The organism is Idiomarina solivarensis (assembly GCF_033052755.1).
Classification (GTDB): domain Bacteria; phylum Pseudomonadota; class Gammaproteobacteria; order Enterobacterales; family Alteromonadaceae; genus Idiomarina.
Window position 1 is genome coordinate 135,145 of the sequence record NZ_JAVFHZ010000001.1, and the last position, 15,494, is coordinate 150,638.

At 47.0% G+C, this 15,494-nt stretch carries 12 protein-coding genes; 8 read left to right on the forward strand and 4 right to left on the reverse strand.

All coding sequences use genetic code 11. The features are described from left to right. Positions 1-3: 3 nt before the first annotated feature. Positions 4-3,486, reverse strand: a complete 3,483-nt coding sequence (gene mfd / locus RBK99_RS00630) for a transcription-repair coupling factor (RefSeq protein WP_317502714.1) — start codon at positions 3,484-3,486, stop codon at positions 4-6. A 47-nt stretch (positions 3,487-3,533) separates the two neighbouring features. Then, positions 3,534-4,163 (reverse strand): PilZ domain-containing protein, encoded by a 630-nt coding sequence (locus RBK99_RS00635; RefSeq protein WP_317502715.1) that lies wholly within the window; start codon positions 4,161-4,163, stop codon positions 3,534-3,536. Positions 4,164-4,248: 85 nt separating this feature from the next. On the opposite strand from RBK99_RS00635, the gene RBK99_RS00640 reads away from it, so the two are divergent. The 3 genes from RBK99_RS00640 to RBK99_RS00650 are packed head-to-tail and all read left to right on the forward strand — an operon-like array spanning position 4,249 to position 7,392. Then, positions 4,249-5,478 carry a lipoprotein-releasing ABC transporter permease subunit gene (locus RBK99_RS00640; RefSeq protein ID WP_317502716.1) on the forward strand — a complete coding sequence of 410 codons (1,230 nt, stop codon included), beginning with the start codon at positions 4,249-4,251 and terminating at the stop codon, positions 5,476-5,478. Continuing rightward, complete coding sequence (gene lolD / locus RBK99_RS00645; RefSeq protein ID WP_317502717.1) at positions 5,471-6,157, forward strand: lipoprotein-releasing ABC transporter ATP-binding protein LolD; 687 nt, start codon at positions 5,471-5,473, stop codon at positions 6,155-6,157. Before RBK99_RS00640 ends, lolD begins: the two co-directional genes overlap by 8 nt. Beyond that, entirely contained in the window at positions 6,157-7,392 is a 1,236-nt protein-coding gene (locus tag RBK99_RS00650) for a lipoprotein-releasing ABC transporter permease subunit (RefSeq protein WP_317502718.1), read from the forward strand. The genes lolD and RBK99_RS00650 overlap by 1 nt, the downstream gene beginning before the upstream one ends. On the opposite strand, the gene RBK99_RS00655 is transcribed toward RBK99_RS00650, so the two are convergent. Beyond that, positions 7,389-7,904, reverse strand: coding sequence for a DUF2062 domain-containing protein (locus RBK99_RS00655; RefSeq protein ID WP_317502719.1), 516 nt, complete (start codon positions 7,902-7,904; stop codon positions 7,389-7,391). The genes RBK99_RS00650 and RBK99_RS00655 overlap by 4 nt on opposite strands. Positions 7,905-7,951: 47 nt before the next feature. On the opposite strand from RBK99_RS00655, the gene RBK99_RS00660 reads away from it, so the two are divergent. The 5 genes from RBK99_RS00660 to kdsB are packed head-to-tail and all read left to right on the forward strand — an operon-like array spanning position 7,952 to position 13,967. Next, positions 7,952-10,252, forward strand: a complete 2,301-nt coding sequence (locus RBK99_RS00660; protein WP_317502720.1) for a DNA internalization-related competence protein ComEC/Rec2 — start codon at positions 7,952-7,954, stop codon at positions 10,250-10,252. Between the two features lie 35 nt (positions 10,253-10,287). Then, complete coding sequence (msbA, locus tag RBK99_RS00665) at positions 10,288-12,036, forward strand: lipid A export permease/ATP-binding protein MsbA (protein WP_317502721.1); 1,749 nt, start codon at positions 10,288-10,290, stop codon at positions 12,034-12,036. Further along, entirely contained in the window at positions 12,036-13,022 is a 987-nt protein-coding gene (lpxK, locus tag RBK99_RS00670; protein ID WP_317502722.1) for a tetraacyldisaccharide 4'-kinase, read from the forward strand. Before msbA ends, lpxK begins: the two co-directional genes overlap by 1 nt. Next, positions 13,012-13,209, forward strand: a complete 198-nt coding sequence (locus RBK99_RS00675; protein WP_317502723.1) for a Trm112 family protein — start codon at positions 13,012-13,014, stop codon at positions 13,207-13,209. Before lpxK ends, RBK99_RS00675 begins: the two co-directional genes overlap by 11 nt. Next, a complete protein-coding gene (gene kdsB, locus RBK99_RS00680) occupies positions 13,206-13,967 on the forward strand; it encodes a 3-deoxy-manno-octulosonate cytidylyltransferase (protein ID WP_317502724.1) in 762 nt (253 codons plus the stop codon). The genes RBK99_RS00675 and kdsB overlap by 4 nt, the downstream gene beginning before the upstream one ends. On the opposite strand, the gene RBK99_RS00685 is transcribed toward kdsB, so the two are convergent. Then, positions 13,964-15,310 carry a KamA family radical SAM protein gene (locus tag RBK99_RS00685; RefSeq protein WP_317502725.1) on the reverse strand — a complete coding sequence of 449 codons (1,347 nt, stop codon included), beginning with the start codon at positions 15,308-15,310 and terminating at the stop codon, positions 13,964-13,966. The two genes, kdsB and RBK99_RS00685, sit on opposite strands and share 4 nt — an antisense overlap. Positions 15,311-15,494 lie beyond the last annotated feature (184 nt).

A 15,494-nucleotide genomic window follows, 5' to 3' on the forward strand; every position in this document is an offset into this window, starting at 1 on the left:
GTGTTATGCCGCCTGAGATTGTTCTGCAAACTCTTCCAGCAGAGACTCTATCAGTTTTAAGCGGCTTTGAGTATCTTCCAGTGGCTGACTTAAACGTAAACGATTCGGCCCGTCCAGTTTGTAATAATTGGGCGCCTTTTGAATTAGCCCAATAATGGTTTCCGGGTTAATCTTAGTGTCGTCAGCAAACTCAATAATACCGCCTTGATTACCGATATCAATTTTGCGAATACCCAGCTGCTCAGCGTTATTACGAAGTTGTGTCTGCCTAAGTAGATTCTTCGCTGCGTCTGGCAATAGACCAAAACGATCAATCAATTCGACTTGTAAGTCGTCCAGCTGCTGGCTGGTATCACAGTTAGCAATTCGCTTGTACAAACTTAAACGATTATTAACATCGGGAATGTAAGCTTCGGGTAAAAGTGCCGGCAGTTTTAAATCAATTTCGGCGCGCTCATGTAAGAGTTGCGCCAACGCAGGCTCTTTACCGTCTTTTAATGCCTGAACGGCTTGTTCCAGCATGTCCATGTACAGGGTAAATCCAATGCTTTCAATCTGACCACTTTGATCATCTCCCAACAACTCACCGGCACCGCGGATTTCTAAGTCGTGAGTGGCAAGCATAAAGCCCGCACCCAAATCTTCGAGTTGGGAAATTGCCTCTAGACGTTTATGCGCATCTTTGGTCATGCGTTTGGGGTGCGGTGTTAATAAGTAGGCATAAGCCTGATGATGGGAACGCCCGACACGGCCGCGCAACTGGTGCATTTGAGCCAGTCCGAGGTGGTCGGCTCTGTCCATAATTATGGTGTTAGCGCTGGGTATATCAATACCCGTTTCAATAATGGTAGTACATACCAGAACATTAAAACGCTGATGGTAGAAGTCTGACATAATGCGTTCAAGGTCTCGCTCGCGCATTTGTCCGTGGGCTACGACAACACGGGCTTCAGGCACCAGAGCTTCAATATCGGCGGCGGTTTTCTCAATGGTGTCGACGTTATTGTGCAGAAAATACACCTGACCGCCACGCAATACTTCACGCAGAATGGCTTCGCGAATTGTGGGTTCATCGTATTGACGCACAAAAGTTTTCACTGCCAGCCGTTTGGCTGGCGGAGTGGCAATAATCGAGAGATCCCGAATGTTATTCATGGCCATATTCAGGGTTCGGGGAATAGGCGTTGCTGTGAGTGTCAGTATGTCAACGTCAGCCCTCAGGCGTTTAATCGTGTCTTTTTGGCGGACTCCAAAACGGTGTTCTTCATCGACTATTAACAGACCTAAATCATGACACTTTACATTGTCCTGAAGCAATTTGTGTGTCCCAATAACGATATCGACCTTGCCATTAGCCAGATCCTCAAGCACTCCTTTTGACTGCTTAGCTGTTTTAAAACGCGACAACACTTCAACCCGAATTGCCTGGTCAGCAAAACGGTCACTAAAGTTTTCGTAGTGTTGCTGGGCAAGCAGGGTAGTGGGGACCAGCACCATGACCTGCTTACCTTCATTAACAGCTAAAAATGCGGCGCGCATCGCCACTTCGGTTTTACCAAAGCCAACGTCACCGCACACCAGTCGGTCCATAGCGCGAGGCTGTTGCATATCGTGCTGAACAGCGTCAATTGCGGCTTGCTGATCAATAGTTTCTTCAAAAGGAAATCCAGCCGCGAAGCGCTGGTAATCTTCATCGTTAATTTTAAAGGCGTAGCCAGGTTTCGCTTCACGCCGGGCATAAATATCTAATAATTCTGCGGCGACATCGCGAACTTTTTCGGCTGCCCGCTTTTTGGCCTTTTCCCAACTGTCATTGCCCAGCCTATTTAATGGCGCATGACTTTCCTCGCCTCCACTGTAACGACTTAAAACGTTGAGGTTTGCCACCGGCACATAAAGCCTGGCAGCGCCTGCGTATTCAATAGTGACAAACTCGGTGGTGACGTTGCCGGCATCTAGCGTGGTCAGTCCCTGGTAACGACCCACACCGTGGTCAAGGTGCACTACGGGCTGACCAATTTGCAGCTCCGCCAGGTTGCGAATAAGGGTGTCAGCGCTGACAGTCGCTTTTTGCGCCCGGCGCCTGCTCTGCACCACGCGGTTGCCAAAGAGTTCGGTTTCGGTAATAAACCAAAGTTTGGCGTCCGGCAAATAGAAGGAATTAATAATTGGGCTAATGATTAATCCAATTTGCTTCGTTGGGCATTCATCTAAACCGGCACAAAGTTTAACCGACAGGCCAAGCTTGCTGACAATTTCTCGTAAGGCTTCACGGCGGCCGGCAGTTTCAGCAGACAGTAGCACTTTCTCATTATTTGCTAAGGCCTGTTCTAACTTGGCCTTGAGCTTGGCGAAAGGCTGTTTTTGCTGGTGATCAGCGGCTATTTCAGTGACAGCTTCTGTAATAAACGGGGTCGGCCCGGGTTGTGCCATTTCGGCTGGCACGTTGGCCCGTACTCTGCGGTAGTTTTTAAAGCCCGCGTGAATATTATCGACCGGAAGAAACAACTCATTCGGGTGCAACAGTGGTCTTAATGGATCGAATTGACGCTGATCGTAGCGATGATTAATGTCCTGCCAAAGTCGTTCCAGGCTGGCCTGAATATTACCGAAAGTGACCAACACGGTATCGTCCGGAAGGTAATCGAACAAGCTGGCGGTTTCTTCGAAAAATAGCGGTAAATAATATTCTATACCGCCGGGCAACTGGCCTTTACTGACTTGCTGGTAAACCGATTCGCGCTCGGTACTGGCGTCAAAATGCTCGCGATAATTGGCGCGGAAGTGTTCAATTGCCGTCTTGGTTAACGGAAACTCATGCGCCGGTAACAAGTTAATGGCGTCTATTGGGTCTTTGGACAGTTGAGTCTCAGGGTCAAATGGTCGAATACTGTCGACTTCGTCGTCAAAGAAGTCGAGTCTGTATGGGGTCTGACTGCCCATGGGATACAGATCTAAAATGGAGCCGCGGGCACTGAATTCACCGTGTTCCATCACTTGATTTACATGGCGGTAGCCGGCATTTTCTAACTGTTGACGTAGTTTCAGACTATCGAGTTGCTGGCCTTTTTCAATTTGTAATGCCTGGCCTTGAACAAAAGAGGTTGGTGCAATTCGATGCAGCAGGGTGTTGATGCTGACTATCAGCGCGCCACGTTTGGCGTCCGGGAGCCGAGCCAGAACCCGCAAACGATCAGAGATAATATCCTGATGCGGCGAAAAACTGTCGTAGGGCAGAGTTTCCCAGTCAGGGAACAGGGTTATATCGTCATGGTATTCAGTGTGTTCACCAGCAAAGTATTTAACTTCCTGCTCCAGCCGGTGTGCCTGATTGGCATCCGCTGTAACAATCAAAACCCGCCCGGGGGTGGCGTCAATCAACTTGGCGATAGCCAGTGCTGGCGAGCTGCCATGCAACTCCTGCCAGGTAAGATCTTTATTTGCCGCCGGTGGAAAAGGGGGTCTTAATACCGATGCCTTAGTCATGACTACTCAACTGGTTTAGAAAAACGTCGGTATTATACCGAAATCAATCAGGATTTGGATGACAAAGTGTCGCTTTCTTTTTGCTCCCGGCGCTGCTTCGAACGTTCTTTAAGCTGACGGCTTTGAGCGTGGAGACTAGCCCGAATAAGCAGTTCTTGATCTTCTTCTCTTATTTGAGCAAAGCTGAGCGTGCAGCGATAACGGTCGCTGTCCTCTTCTTGCTGGCAGTTATCAAGTGTCAGGTAACAATATATTGCCAACGCTTCTTCTTTGAAAAACAATTTGGCCTGGAACGCCTGACCTTCTGTTAAGGGCGAATCATTTAGAATGCGGATACCGCCGCCGCCATATTCAACACCCTCAAAACGATGATCCGGGTCATCTTCATTGCGCAGCATATAGCCCAGCAAAATGTTCATGCGCTTATGCTGTTGTTCAAGAAATGCGACTAACGCACTGCCTGAGGACTGTTCCACCTTGATACTTTGCAGTTGTTGCTGGTCGCTTTCAGCCATACTGGATGCAATAGTAAAAAGCTCTGGGATTTCAGCAATAAATGTGTCTTCATCCGGGATGCTATCGGCCGATTCCAGTACAATTAAATTAACCGGGAAATGATCTCTTACAGTGAAGAAATCCCCTATTGGTGATGTCATTGATGTCTGCGATTGCGTCATTATGTCGGCTTTTAGTTGTCAGGCTCAATACAACTCATTATCCTTGCTCGTTATGAATTAGCAACCATCAAATAATTGAGGGTATATGTTCCAGCCGGTCGTGCTGTTTATTGGCCTGCGTTATAGCCGGGCAAGGCAGGGGGCTGCGTTTACTGCGTTTATCAACCGCTTTGCTTTTGCTGGTATTGCACTGGGCGTTATGGCGCTGGTGGTTGTTATGTCGGTTATGAACGGTTTCGAAGGTCAGCTAAAAGAACGGATTCTGGGGGCCGTACCTCAGGTCACCTTAACCGATGCCGGCAGTTCAACAGAGCTGACCAACTGGCAGAAGGCACAGCAACAGCTTCCTAATTTGCCCTCAGTTAGAGGTTCAGTCCCTTACGTACAAACGCAGGGTATATTGCAGTTTTCAGAGAAAATGTCAGTCGCAAATATTCAGGGGATTTACCCCGATACGGGTGCCGTACCACCCTCACTTTCCGATAGCATGGTGATGGGGTCATGGAATAGCTTAGAACCCGGTGCTTACCATTTGGTCATTGGGCAGCGTCTGGCTCGAATGCAAGGCATTACTGTGGGTGACACGGTCAGGGTGATAGCTGCTCAAGGCGGCATTTATACACCGTTCGGGATGGTACCAGCTCAAAGACGATTTGTTGTCAGTGGCCTATTCGCTATGGGTTCTGAAGTAGATGAGTCCGTTGTTTTCGCCCACGGTAGTGATTTAGCGCGCCTGATTCGCTTACCAGAAGGAAAAGTCAGTGGCCTGCAGTTGTTCTTGAATGACGCCTTTAATGCTCCGATGGTTGCAATGGAACTACGTAATCAAACAGACCTTAACGTGAGTGACTGGCGCCAAAATTACGGGCAACTGTTTGAAGCGGTTGGCATGGAAAAGCGCATGATGTGGCTAATGCTGGCTTTAATTATTGCAGTTGCCGCGTTTAATACATTATCGGCTTTAGTCATGGTTATTAATGATAAGCGCCACGACATAGCCATACTACAGACATTGGGCTTATCGAATCGCCGTATTCGTGCTGTGTTTATGCTGCAAGGGCTATACAACGGCGTTCTTGGATCATTACTAGGCGTCATTTTAGGATTAATGATCAGCTGGTTCCTGAATGACATTCTGGCATTATTTGGTGCTCAGATATTTGCCGGTTCAAATGAAGGTTTGCCCATTATTATTAATGTCTTTCAAGTAACAGCGACAGCCGTTGCCGCAATAGCATTAACACTGGCAGCAACTCTATACCCTGCATCACAAGCTGCGCATATCCAACCATCGGAGGCACTACGTTATGACTGACAGGCTGTTGGCTTGCTCTGAACTCAGTAAATCTTATCAGGACGGGAACAGCGAGGTCACTGTTTTAAAAAACATTGATTTTTCTCTGCAAACCGGAGAAATGGTTGCGGTAGTGGGTGCCTCGGGTTCAGGCAAAAGTACCTTGTTGCATTTACTGGGTGGTTTGGACAAGCCTTCAGGTGGGCATTTATTTTATCAAAATGAAGAAATGACGCACTGGAAATCTGATAAGTTAGCTCAGTGGCGAAACCAAAATCTTGGCTTTGTCTATCAGTTTCATCACTTACTGCCTGAGTTCTCCGCGTTAGAAAATGTGGCTATGCCACAAATGATAGCGGGTAAAAGCCAGAAAGAGTCTAAGCAAAGTGCTCAACGGTTATTAGAACGCGTTGGACTAGGGCATCGTTTATCTCATCGCCCATCTCAACTCTCCGGAGGCGAACGGCAGCGTGTTGCAATAGCTAGGGCGTTCGTGAATAAACCCAAGGTTGTGCTTGCAGATGAACCCACAGGCAATTTGGATGGAAAAGCAGCTGAAGCCGTTTATCAATTAATGCTTGAACTGAACCAGGAGATGGGAACCGCGTTTATTGTGGTGACTCATGATTTACAGTTGGCTGAGCAGTTGCAGCGAGTAGAAGTGCTAAAAAATGGTGCTTTGCTAAAGGACCAGAACTGATGCAATTGGCATGGTTAATCGCACGTCGCTTTCGCCAGGGCTCAGCTAAACAGGGCTTTCTGTCCTTTATATCGGCTTCTTCAACTATCGGCATTGCACTTGGTTGTGCTGTTTTAATTGCCGCCTTATCAATGATGAATGGCTTTAATAAGGTTCTTCAGGAGAAGCTGCTGGCGGTTGTCCCTCAGGTTGAATACCGGGCAGTGGAAGGGCATTTGAATGACTGGAAAGCACTGGCTGCTATTGCAGAACAACACCCGAATGTAACAGCGGTTGCTCCGGGAATTAATGCGACTGTGATGGTACAAAGTGAATCCAGCTTTCATGGTATTCAAGTGCGGGGGATATCTGCTGAGTATGAACATGGCGTATCTTCCCTTGCGGATTATGTCAGCGAGCAGGACTGGCAGCGTTGGCAACAGCAAGGGGGATTGTTACTTGGTGCCGGTTTAGCCGAGGAACTTGAACTCAATATTGGTGATTCGGTGTCGCTATTAAAACCTGAAAAGTCAGCGAATGGTTTTCGCTCTCCTGAGCGTGTCAGACTCAAAGTCAGTGGTATTTTTAAGTTTGGTGGACAAATTGATTACCATAACGCTTATGTTTCATTAGAAACCGCAAAGAACGAACTCAACTTTTCTGACGGCGTTAACTCTATTCGCTTGAAATTAAACGATGTGTTTGCGGCTCCGGGTATCGCCAGAGAAATTGGTAACCAGTTGCCCGAGTTGGTGTATCTGGATGACTGGACCCGGAGTCATGGCCATTTGTATCGCGATATAGAGCTGGTGCGTTGGGTTGTTTATTTGGTCTTGATCTTAGTGATGGCAGTGGCTTGCTTTAATATTGTTTCAACTTTAATTATGACGGTAGCAAAAAAACGCAGTCAAATTGCCATGTTAAAAACCCTGGGGATGTCCGACAAGGATTTATTAAAATCATTTGTTTTACAAGGGCTTATAAATGGCGTTTACGGTGTGGTTATTGGTTGTACCGGGGGCATACTGTTAGCGCAGTTTTTACCGAATATTATGATGACCCTTGAGCAATGGTTTAATTTTGATGTGCTTTCCAGCGACATTTATTTTGTTGGTAATGTTCCATCCGAATGGATCTGGTCCGATATTGTCTTAGTTGCGGGAGTCGCACTGATTATGAGCTTCTTAGCGACTCTTTATCCTGCCTGGCGAGCCGTTCATGTTGAGCCGGCTAAAGCCCTGCATGGCAGCAGTTAAGTGTTTCCTTTGTTACGACGGCGCCACGCTTTTACTACTGACTGGCGCCAAAGTAACCGAATACCCACGTAACCAATAAAACTTGATACGGTTCCTAAAATTAAGCAGCCAAGCAAAAACGCGGGGCCTATCGTTGAAACGCTGTGCATTAACCACGCCCAGCTAAGCTCAAAGGCAAATGGTTGAGGGGGTTCGGCGAGAATGGCGTTGCCCAGCAGATAACAGAGGTAAAACATCGGTGGCATAGTAATAGGGTTTGAAACCCACACTAGCCCAACTGATAGCGGTAGGTTTACACGAAATGGAATTGCTGAGGCTGCCGCTAAGAGCATTTGAAAAGGAACCGGTATAAAGGCGCAGAATAAACCAACCGCAAAGGCTCCTGAAGCCGAGCGTCGATTCAGATGCCACAAGTTTGCATCGTGCAGGAGACTCCCAAATACACGAATCGCTTTTGACTCACGTATTTTTTGATGATCAGGCATTAAGCGTTTAATGAAGCGTCTGGCCATAATGTGACGTTTATTACCTATCCTGTTACTGCCCCATGGAAGGAGCAATGATGGACCGCTGGTTATTGGTATTTTTAGGCGGAATGACGTCCGCCTTATTACACTCTGACATTCAATTTTGGCTGATTGTTTCATCTATCGCACTACTACTTTTGGCGATAGTTTATGCCTATTTTTGCGTTAAGCAGAGAGAATTAAAGCAACGATCGATCATATTACTGCTGATGCTACTATTTTGCGGTATTTTATGGGCTAATGCCAACCTTTATTGGCAAAATTTACGTGCAATACCGGCTTCACTTATAGGTACTGAAACTAAACTTAGATTAACAGTCGATGAAATCTCCAAGCGTTATCCTTATCACCTGCGAGTAACTGGCAGAGTAGAGCTGCTGTCTGACAAAATACTGCCTTACTGGCAGCAGCCCAGAGTTCAGTTAAACTGGTATCAAAAGGAATGGTCGGGGATACCTGAAATGGGCGAGCGTTGGGACTTGGACGTTCGCCTTAAACTCGCCACTGACTACAGAAATCATGGCAGCTTTCGCTACCGACATTACTTACTGCGCAATAACATCCACGCTATAGGAACTATCAAGCAAGGAATAAAAGTCTCAGGTTCAGCTAATTTTCGGCAGAAGATTTTTAACACAATAAAGCGTGTCGATTTAGCCGAGCCGGGAATACTGGCCGCATTAACCATTGGTGACCGCAGCTTGCTAACAGAGGACACCCGGAACATTTGGCAGAGGACAGGTCTGGCTCATAGTCTTGCAATTTCGGGGCTGCATTTAGGGATGGTTGCCGGCACCGCTGTTCTGTTGTTTCGTCTAGGCTTTCGTTGCTTCCCCGTCAGTATGAAAATCAGAGAGCAAATAGACCTTCGTTTTTGGTCCTTAGCTTTTGCCGCATTTGTGGTCACCGGTTATGCCGGTCTGGCAAACTTTCCGGTTTCTACTGTAAGAGCCCTGACCATGTTTCTGGTTGTTTTAGGGCACTTAATGCTGCAAGTGAATTTAAGACCATTCAGTTTATTACTGCGTGTCTTGGTTGTGGTGTTAATAGTGGATCCGATGTCCTGGCGGGACCCTGGTTTATGGTTGTCAATTACAGCGGTTTCTGCGCTCTTTTTAACGAGTTGGCGTTGGGAAAAGCGTCGGGGGCGTTTTGCAGCCATTCAGAATTTATGGTTTATCCAATGGCTGTTACTTGTTGTAATGTCGCCGTTGTCTTTTATGTTGTTTGGCGGTTTTTCCTTATTCGCACCCTTAGTGAACTTGCTGGTATTGCCCATTATCAGTTTTTGGCTACTTCCTCTGTCTCTTGCTGGAACTATTTTTGCGCTATTTGACAGTGCGTTTGTGCAACCTATTTGGCAGTTGGCAGAATTGCCTGTTACCTACCTAAACCCGTTACTTAAGGTAATAGCCGAAGAACCGGCTAATTGGTTGCAATTGAATCAATGGCCGATAACGCGTGCGGCAAGGTTTGCCGTTTTGTTCGCACTGATTGGGGCATTGTTGGTTCCGCTTCGAATCCGCTGGCAGCGCTTTGTCTTATTGTTGTGTTTGCCAGCGTTGGCTTTTGTATTGTTTAACCAAAGAGACGGTAAGTTACGCCTTCATGTATTGGACGTAGGGCAGAGTCAGGCGGTGGTGCTTGAAAAGGACGGTCGGGCTATGCTGGTGGACACTGGAATTGAATTTAATTCTGGCTTTAGCGTTGCTGAGTCAGTTATTGAACCCTTTCTAAATTATCATGGACTAGTCCCCGAACTGGTGTTTATTAGTCATGGCGATAAAGACCATAATGGTGGAATACGTTTTCTCTCAGAGCGCTATCCTGAGCTAATATGGCGAGGTGACTCCAGCAATAAGCCTTGTCATGCCGGAGAGAGCGGTAGTTGGAATGATATAAAATGGGAAGTGTTGTGGCCGACACCGGTATACGGTCGTTCGGAAAACTTCAGTAAAAACAACCGGTCATGCGTATTACGCATTCGCTATGGTAATTTCACGGCACTCTTACCGGGCGACATTGAGATGTCAGCAGAGCAAGGGTTACTTGAGCGACTAGATAGCCCGGCCGAAATAGCCTCTGATGTCCTGTTAATTCCTCATCACGGCAGCAAAACATCGACCAGTTGGCCTTTGTTGCAAGCGGTAGATGCGGATATATACCTTATCAGTTATGGCCTCCACCGGGGTTATAGGTTTCCGCATCGGTATACAACTGAAAGGCTGCTTCGTACAAAGAAGCCCTGGTTTGGAACGAAAAACAAAGGTCAGCTGACTATTGTAAGCGACGGAGACACATGGAGTTTGGAGTTACCCTTTGAAAACAGGTAGAATGTTCCAAGTGTTAATGACTTATATGAGATTACATGGATTCTCAGCTTAAAAAAAAGACAGACTTTAAACGCTTACTAGGTTATATCAAGCCTTATAAAGCTGCTTTTGTCGTTGCCGTTATTTGTATGATTGGTTACGCGGGCATCGATACATTATTCATATCCCAAATCAAAACCTTAATAGATGATGGCTTAACAGAACAAAATTCTAGCGTTTTGATCTATGGTGCTATTTTTGTTCCTTTCATTTTCATTTTGCGCGGTTTACTTAATGTGGGGTCAAACTACTTTTTGCATTGGGTTGGCTTTAAAGTTGTGACAAAAATGCGGCAGCAGCTGTTTGAACACATGATGAGACTGCCGGTTAGCTTCCATGATCAGCATTCAACTGGCGATTTGATTTCGAAAATCACTTACGATACCCAACAAGTAGCGGAAGCCAGCAGCCGGGCCGTGTTAGTGCTGGTTAAAGAGGGCGCTTTTGTTGCCGGATTGCTGGGCTTGATGTTTTATCACAGCTGGCAATTGTCACTGGTATTTCTGGTAATTGGCCCCTTAATTGCAAAAATTGTCGGAATTGTATCTAAGCGCTTTCGCAAAGTCAGTGGTCGTATTCAAACGGCCATGGGTAACGTCACAACAACCGCCGAGCAAATGATTAACGGTCATAAAGTTGTACTCATGCACCAGGGGCAAAAAGAAGAGTCGGCGCGTTTTTCTGAGATAAATAATATTACTCGTAACCAGAATATGAAGTTGGTGAACACTCGGGCAATAAGCACTTCGGTTATTCAGTTTATTGCATCTTTAAGTTTATCTATGGTTTTGGTTATAGCTAGCTTTCCTGAAATGCTGGGTGAGCTTTCAGCGGGTGCGTTTACTACCTTATTAGGCGCCATGCTTATGCTATTGAGGCCATTGAAGCAGTTAACAAACGTAAACAGCGACTTTCAGCGCGGTATTGCCGCAGCGACTAGCGTCTTTGCGATTCTTGATGAGTCGATTGAAGTTGACAAAGGGTCGCGGGTCATTGAGCGTGCAGCGGGTAACATCGTCTTTGATGATGTCACTTTTTCTTATCAAGAAGACGATGATCCAGCGCTTCATCATATTAGCTTCAATGTCGATCAGGGTAAAACTATTGCACTGGTTGGGCGCTCAGGTAGTGGTAAGTCGACAATATCGAATCTTTTGACGCGTTTTTACGATGTGTCACAAGGACGAATTTTGCTCGATGGTTACAATATTAATGACTACAAGCTGAAGTGCTTAAGGCGCCAGTTTGCTTTAGTGTCTCAGCATGTCACGTTATTTAATGACACTATTGCGAATAATATCGCTTATGGGGCAGCGAAAAATTTGTCCAGAGACGACATCATAAAAGCGGCCGAACAGGCCTATGTAACAGAGTTTACCGACAACATGCCGAAAGGCCTCGATACTATGGTTGGTGAAAATGGTGTGATGCTGTCCGGTGGTCAACGTCAGCGTATTGCAATTGCACGGGCATTGTTGCAGGACGCGCCCATCCTGATTTTGGATGAAGCAACGTCAGCACTGGATACTGAATCAGAACGTCACATTCAGGACGCTCTGGGCGCCTTGCGTCAAAACCGAACCGCTATCGTTATTGCGCATCGGTTATCGACCATAGAAAATGCGGATGAAATTCTAGTCATGGATAACGGCGAAATTATTGAACGTGGTACCCATCAGGAACTATTAGACAACGATGGCGCTTACGCACAACTGTACCATTTGCAGTTTAGCGGGGCCGTTTGATGTGGCTTCAAGAACAGTGGTATAAAGCCCGACTGCATCCCTTACTTTTTCTGCTTACGCCACTGTCTTTATTGTTTTGGTTGGTGACTAATTTACGTCGGAGCTTCTATTTTTCGGGCTTAATTCGGCGGTATAAAGCCAATGTGCCAGTTATCGTTGTGGGCAATATCAGCGTTGGTGGTACAGGCAAAACACCGATGGTTATTGCTTTATGCCAATGGCTGAAAGAAGAAGGCTGGAAACCAGGCGTTATTAGCCGGGGTTACGGTGGCAAAGGGCCCTTCCCGCACTCGGTTTCGGAAAATGATGACCCCAACTTTGTCGGTGACGAACCTTTACTCATGCGACGAAGAACTGCCTGTCCTGTTGTTATTGCACCGAAACGCGCTCAGGCTGCACAGCTTATGTCTGAGGAATTCCCTGACGTCGACGTCATTATTAGTGATGACGGTTTGCAGCATTACGGGCTCAAGCGTGATATTGAGCTGATCATGTTAGATGCTGAACGAGGAACCGGTAACGGTTGGCTGTTGCCAGCAGGACCTTTGCGTGAAGGGCCCTGGCGTTTAAAGGGTGCTGATTGGGTTATTTCTAACTACGGACGACATGCTTTTGCTAAGCATGTGGTTGATGTTGAACCGGGGCAATGGCATCGGGTCGATAATGATGAAAAGGTTGAACTGAAAGCTGACGATGACTTTTATGCGATTGCCGGCATTGGGTACCCCCAGCGATTTTTTAACTCGCTATCAGAGCAAGGGATAAAGCTGACAGGCAGTCAGGGCTTTAATGATCATCATGTGTATAGAGAAGAAGACTTTTCTCAGCTATCAAGTCATCCTATATTAATGACTGAAAAAGACGCCAGCAAATGTCAGGCGTTTGCACAACCGAATTGGTACTATCAGACGATAGAAGCGAAGCTACCGGAAGTAATGAAAACCAACTTACTGGCGGAGCTGGAAAGGAAGAAAAATGTCCATTGATAAAACAACATTAGCAATTCTGGCTTGCCCCAAGTGTAAGGGGAAGCTGACCTATTATTCAGAGAAAGACGAGTTGGTATGTCGGGGCGAGCGCCTGGCCTACCCTATAGATGAAAACATTCCGGTTTTATTAGCGGATAAAACCCGTGAGTTGTCCGGAGAAGAGTTAGAAAAGGTTCCTTCATGAGTTTTACGGTTGTTATTCCTGCCCGTTATGGTTCCAGCCGCTTGCCTGGTAAACCTTTAGCGGACATTGGCGGTAAGCCAATGATTCAGCATGTGGTTGAAAGAGCAGAGGCGAGTGGCGCTGCAGAAGTCATTGTTGCAACCGACGATGCGCGGGTAAAGGCGGGTGTTGAGCAGTTTGGTGGCCGCGTCATGATGACTTCAAGTGAGCATTCTTCAGGTACCGAACGCCTGGCTGAAGTTATTGAACAACTGGCACTTGCGGAAGATGAAGTGGTGGTCAATGTGCAAGGTGACGAACCCTTCATTCCGCCGGAAATTATTCGGCAAGTGGCCGATAATTTAGCGAATCAGCGCCAGGCACCAATGGCAACTTTAGCGGTTCCGATTGATGACGCCGACGATATTTTTAACCCGAATGTTGTAAAGGTTGTTACTGACACTGCAGGCTACGCACTGTACTTTAGTCGTGCAGCTATTCCGTGGGATCGGGAGCACTTTTCGGCCGAGCGGGCAACCCAGGTTATTGCGGAGCATTACCATCGCCATATTGGTATTTACGCATATAGAGCTGGTTTCGTAAGACGCTACATAGAATGGCAGGCAAGCCCATTAGAACAGCTTGAGTCGTTAGAGCAGCTGAGAGTGCTTTGGCATGGTGAGCGTATTCACGTTGCAGAAGCTATTAAAGCCCCGGCTACAGGCATTGATACTGAACAAGACCTGCAGCGGGCGAGGCAGCTGGCAAGCGATGGTTAGTCCATCGCTGCCATTTTTGAGTATTCATCCTCGAAAAAGAACTTTTCTTCACCAAATGCAGGCTCTAACTGGTGCAACCAGGTGGCGTCCGGGTTGTATTTAGCGAAGAAAGGGCGTTGAACCCAGTCGGGGTTACGCCCCTGAATAAAGCGTAAAGCGAAGACCTTTTCGCCGGCAATTTCGGTAACACCCTGAACTTCCACTTTCCCCGGGCCTGCGCTCATTGACGGGCCGCGCACGGTACGTGCAATACCGGACACCTGTTGGTACGCTTTTTGGAAAATTTCCCAGGTACGCTCCAATGGCACTTCAAAGTAGCGTTTCGCGCCAGTATCGCGTTCAACGAACATGTAATAAGGGATCATGCCAAGCTGTACTTGCTTCTCCCACATAGAAGCCCAGACATCTGGGTCGTCATTAATATGTTTCAGGAGCGGAGCCTGACAGCGTATTTGAGCGCCAGTGGCGCGCAGTCGGCGAATCGCTTCCTGGCAGACTTCGGTACGCAGTTCATTAGGGTGGTTCAAATGCGCCATTATAGATACGTGTTTACCACCGGCGACTAAGCGCTCCAACAGACGGAGCATGTCGTCCGCATCAGGATCGGTAATAAAACGGTATGGCCAGAAGGTCAGAGACTTAGTGCCGATACGTATGGTTTTTATGTGTTCGAACTCAGGCTTAAGCAAATCTTCTAAGTAATGAGCCAGTTTACGAGTCCGCATCACCATAGGGTCGCCGCCAGTAACCAATAAGTCGGTTACTTCTTTATGCTGGGCTAAATAGCGGTGCAGCTGGTCTGCATCGTTTGAGTTGAAGCGTGTTGCTTTACCGACAAACTGTGCCCAGCGGAAGCAAAACGTGCAATAGGAATGACAATACTGACCTTGAGCCGGGAAAAAGAGCACTGTCTCGCGGTATTTGTGCTGCATTCCGGGTAGCGGTTCACCGTCAACGTGCGGCACGTTCATTTGCATTTGGCCGGCCGGGTGAGGGTTCATTTCGTCTCGCAGCTGAGTTGCCAAATCAAACACCTCGTTGGTGGTGTGTTTGCCCGACATCAAATCAGCCATCCGCTGGTAAGCTGAAGGTTCCAACATATCTTTTTGCGGAAAAGTCAGCTGAAATAAGGGGTCATTGGGTACATTTTCCCAGTCGATGAGTTCATTAAAGACATACTCATTAACTCTGAACGGCAGAACATTAGCAACGACTTTCATCTCAAAGCGCATGTCAGCAGGCACTTTCTTTAACGCCTCAATTTTATCTAACTGGCGATGCTGATAGACCTTGAACTTACGTGGTGTAATGATGGGTTGTTGTACATTGACTACTTGCTGCATAAGCCTCTCTATAATTATCTGCAACCTGCTAAAGCATGTTGAAAATGAATATGTCTGTCAGCTCTGTGGCGACCAACGAAACGCGACGTAGTATAAAGAAATTGAGGGGCAGTTGCACGTTCTGTAAGGGGTGAAAAGCGATGTACTGAAACTAATTAGCGTGAGGCACAAAAAAAGGCGCTCA

Excerpts from the sequence above, each read along its gene's own strand:
- kdsB (WP_317502724.1), top strand. The coding sequence starts at position 13,206 with ATGAGTTTTACGGTTGTTATTCCTGCCCGTTATGGTTCCAGCCGCTTG.
- RBK99_RS00675 (WP_317502723.1), top strand. The coding sequence starts at position 13,012 with ATGTCCATTGATAAAACAACATTAGCAATTCTGGCTTGCCCCAAGTGT.
- RBK99_RS00685 (WP_317502725.1), bottom strand. The coding sequence starts at position 15,310 with ATGCAGCAAGTAGTCAATGTACAACAACCCATCATTACACCACGTAAG.
- msbA (WP_317502721.1), top strand. The coding sequence starts at position 10,288 with ATGGATTCTCAGCTTAAAAAAAAGACAGACTTTAAACGCTTACTAGGT.
- lpxK (WP_317502722.1), top strand. The coding sequence starts at position 12,036 with ATGTGGCTTCAAGAACAGTGGTATAAAGCCCGACTGCATCCCTTACTT.
- RBK99_RS00640 (WP_317502716.1), top strand. The coding sequence starts at position 4,249 with ATGTTCCAGCCGGTCGTGCTGTTTATTGGCCTGCGTTATAGCCGGGCA.
- RBK99_RS00650 (WP_317502718.1), top strand. The coding sequence starts at position 6,157 with ATGCAATTGGCATGGTTAATCGCACGTCGCTTTCGCCAGGGCTCAGCT.
- RBK99_RS00660 (WP_317502720.1), top strand. The coding sequence starts at position 7,952 with ATGATGGACCGCTGGTTATTGGTATTTTTAGGCGGAATGACGTCCGCC.
- RBK99_RS00655 (WP_317502719.1), bottom strand. The coding sequence starts at position 7,904 with ATGGCCAGACGCTTCATTAAACGCTTAATGCCTGATCATCAAAAAATA.
- RBK99_RS00635 (WP_317502715.1), bottom strand. The coding sequence starts at position 4,163 with ATGACGCAATCGCAGACATCAATGACATCACCAATAGGGGATTTCTTC.
- lolD (WP_317502717.1), top strand. The coding sequence starts at position 5,471 with ATGACTGACAGGCTGTTGGCTTGCTCTGAACTCAGTAAATCTTATCAG.
- mfd (WP_317502714.1), bottom strand. The coding sequence starts at position 3,486 with ATGACTAAGGCATCGGTATTAAGACCCCCTTTTCCACCGGCGGCAAAT.